The following is a 3,245-nucleotide window of genomic DNA, read 5'->3' as shown; positions in this document are numbered from 1 at the left end:
TGGATTATTTTAATGTTGAAACAACAAAACTTTGGCATGAGCCTTTAGAATACCCACAACGAACGGTTATAGTTCAAACCACAATCCTAATAAGTGGAATGGTGCTTTTGGTTATATGAGAGATGATGGAGCTAAAGCTCATACTGGTTTAGGTATTATTGTTTTTATGCACTATTGTAGAAAATAAAGCCTACTTGTTGCATTGCGCATTGTGTCATATCTTATTAATTCCATTTAAAAAAATAAAAAACACGCTATTTACTTACTATTTAAGTTTTTTTGGCGTTTTTTTAGTATTTCTTGTTTCAAGACGAAAACGTCAATATCGACGCAATAGTGGCGTCTCAGTGTGGCATAACCTCAGCATTATTGCGACAGGCAATGGTGAAAAAGAGAGTGGCGATATCAATATGCGGTCATGATGCAATGCTCAAAGCAAACCATGATGTTAACATCATTGGACAAGAAAATACGATAAAAACAAAGATGAAATAAAAAACAGCAGTGGCTCGATGGGCGTGGGCTATAACTTTGGTAGAGAAAAACGGATTTACCATTTCTGCCTGTGCCAGCCAAAGCAAATCCCGAGAAAAAGGTAACGGTACCGATTGGATAGAAAGTGTAGTAGAGGCGGGCACTGTCTAATATTTTTGCGAGGGTAACTCATATTTATGATAAAATTCCAACAGCTTATATAATTCAATTTCAAGCATTTTTTCCTGCGAGAGATTTATTTTATTATTATAAATTAGATAAATTGGAGGTTAATTCCTAATGATAAAAATATCTAAATATATTTTATTAATGCTACTCTTTTATGTAGTTGATATTTTTGCGTGTAGTAATTTAAATTTACCCATAGTAAATAGTTATAATTCTATTGAGTTCTATAACGGAAAAGGTATCGAAACTTTATCAATTACATCAACAAAACAGCCATATTATTGTGTTTTAATTTTATCGGAATGTGGTATCCCACTATCTAAAGGCGAAATATATTTTGATAAATCTACTGAATTACTAAAAAAAGCACTAAGTCATGCTTATTTAAATCCAGCTCAAAAATGGTGGTCAATTGAACTTTATCAAAAAAATGATTTAAATCATCCTTATGCTAATTTAAATATTACGCCAAAAGCAGAATGTTACAATGGCGGGTTAATTTTCGAAATTATTGAGTACCGAGAACCTTATTATTTTATTTCAATAAAACTCAAAGATAAGAGTATTCATCAATTTGGCTTTATTAAATCCAAAAGCTTGTTGAATGAAAAAGATTTTGATTTTATTCTACTCGATGAAATTTACACGAAAAATAATGATAAATATGAGTTATTATCATGTCATGAAACAAACTTTGATTGTAATCTTGCAAGATACTCACATCCATATCAATTTTTCGAGAGTGTTCAATATTCTGAGTTATTTCGGTGAACTATGTAGACTCTGTTGAAAAATGAGACGGATAAAGTTAAAAGGTTACGTTTAACGCAGGCAGATAAAACGAACCTGATCAAATTTTATCGATTGCGTTACCTAAAATTGATCCTAGCCGATATACCCGATAAAGTTGAGTTAGTTAGGTTAGTGGCGCAAAAGAACAAGATACGAGGCTACCGAGCGTCTATTCTGAGCCCGAGAATAATGAGGATTTTTTTACAATTTGTTTTATGCTTGAAAACAAGCCGTACTGGATAGAATTAGATAATGTATTACACCTTCAAGGCGAAGATGGGCAACTTAATTCAAGCGCAAGTTATTGGCATGATTTTCCGTTATCATTAGCGAACATCCCTACAGAGGAAGACAAAAATACGGTATTAAGCTCACGCACCCTATTGCTCAGTGCATTAGCGCATGACGGCTTGATAGCGATAGATGAAGACAACACAACATGGGTAAAAGTGACAGCACTGGATAAGCAAAGCCTAATGATACACGGTTGGGTCAATATAAAAGACAATGCGCAAGCACATATCAAACGGTGTAGCCCATGGCACTGGCCCGGGTTTGAAACGATAGAAGAAAAAGCCTCGATAGGTGAATTATCTAACAAGATTGGCAAAAATAAAGTGGCGAAATTGTATTTAGAAGATTACACGCCAGCGATGCAGGAATTACATCAAATCTTAACGGGAACTCTGCGTTATTCCAATCAGCGAAAAAAAACACACTTACCTTCTTTTACAAATAACTATTTAAAGGAAGGTTTACGCAGAAGCTGGGTCGCAGAGCGGATAGGGCATTTACTGGTAAAATATGAAAGTGAATGGTATGCCGATGAAGCATTAAGTAAATGGAATGAGATAGATGAGCTGTTTGAAGAAGAGCAACAACAAAAAGCGCTTATTGAAGCGGAATTAGATAAAATCGGCATCACCGAGCCCTATCAGCGAAACTTTGCCATGAAAAAATTGAACGAAGCGCACGAACATGTCAAAAGCAACTGGCAACTAGAAAAAGAAGAGCGCATCAAACCCTCACTGTGGTGGAAAAAAGTGGCGCAAGCACAAACTCAAAACTCAACCGCAAACACAGAAGCCAATACGCCTAAACTATCCAATCTATCCGCAGACGGCAAGGCGTGGTTTATTCATCCGGTGGCGATGATGGATTATTTTAATGTTGAAACAACAAAACTTTGGCATGAGCCTTTAGAATACCCACAACGAACGGTTATAGTTCAAACCACAATCCTAATAAGTGGAATGGTGCTTTTGGTTATATGAGAGATGATGGAGCTAAAGCTCATACTGGTTTAGGTATTATTGTTTTTATGCACTATTGTAGAAAATAAAGCCTACTTGTTGCATTGCGCATTGTGTCATATCTTATTAATTCCATTTAAAAAAATAAAAAACACGCTATTTACTTACTATTTAAGTTTTTTTGGCGTTTTTTTAGTATTTCTTGTTTCAAGACGAAAACGTCAATATCGACGCAATAGTGGCGTCTCAGTGTGGCATAACCTCAGCATTATTGCGACAGGCAATGGTGAAAAAGAGAGTGGCGATATCAATATGCGGTCATGATGCAATGCTCAAAGCAAACCATGATGTTAACATCATTGGACAAGAAAATACGATAAAAACAAAGATGAAATAAAAAACAGCAGTGGCTCGATGGGCGTGGGCTATAACTTTGGTAGAGAAAAACGGATTTACCATTTCTGCCTGTGCCAGCCAAAGCAAATCCCGAGAAAAAGGTAACGGTACCGATTGGATAGAAAGTGTAGTAGAGGCGGG

General features: G+C 35.8%; 5 protein-coding genes. 4 read left to right on the top strand and 1 reads right to left on the bottom strand.

Going from position 1 to position 3,245, the window contains the following annotated elements; translation table 11 throughout:
* Window positions 1-209: 209 nt before the first annotated feature.
* From A9G35_RS13090 to A9G35_RS13085, 4 genes are all read left to right on the top strand, one after another.
* Window positions 210-422, top strand: coding sequence for a hypothetical protein (locus A9G35_RS13090; RefSeq protein ID WP_141673763.1), 213 nt, complete (start codon window positions 210-212; stop codon window positions 420-422).
* Between the two features lie 352 nt (window positions 423-774).
* A complete protein-coding gene (locus A9G35_RS03695; RefSeq protein WP_065635725.1) occupies window positions 775-1,434 on the top strand; it encodes a hypothetical protein in 660 nt (219 codons plus the stop codon).
* Between the two features lie 236 nt (window positions 1,435-1,670).
* Complete coding sequence (locus tag A9G35_RS03690) at window positions 1,671-2,729, top strand: hypothetical protein (RefSeq protein ID WP_065635724.1); 1,059 nt, start codon at window positions 1,671-1,673, stop codon at window positions 2,727-2,729.
* A gap of 90 nt (window positions 2,730-2,819) precedes the next feature.
* Window positions 2,820-3,032 (top strand): hypothetical protein, encoded by a 213-nt coding sequence (locus tag A9G35_RS13085; RefSeq protein ID WP_141673763.1) that lies wholly within the window; start codon window positions 2,820-2,822, stop codon window positions 3,030-3,032.
* Here the strand turns inward: A9G35_RS13085 and A9G35_RS13645 are convergent.
* The coding region (locus A9G35_RS13645) for a hypothetical protein (protein WP_218057194.1) at window positions 3,027-3,245 on the bottom strand (219 nt) is incomplete at its 5' end. The two genes, A9G35_RS13085 and A9G35_RS13645, sit on opposite strands and share 6 nt — an antisense overlap.

The sequence above is a fragment of the Gilliamella sp. Choc5-1 genome (genome assembly GCF_001690595.1).
In the GTDB taxonomy this organism is placed as follows: Bacteria; Pseudomonadota; Gammaproteobacteria; order Enterobacterales; family Orbaceae; genus Gilliamella; species Gilliamella apicola_M.
This window is presented reverse-complemented; position numbering and strand designations above follow the sequence as displayed.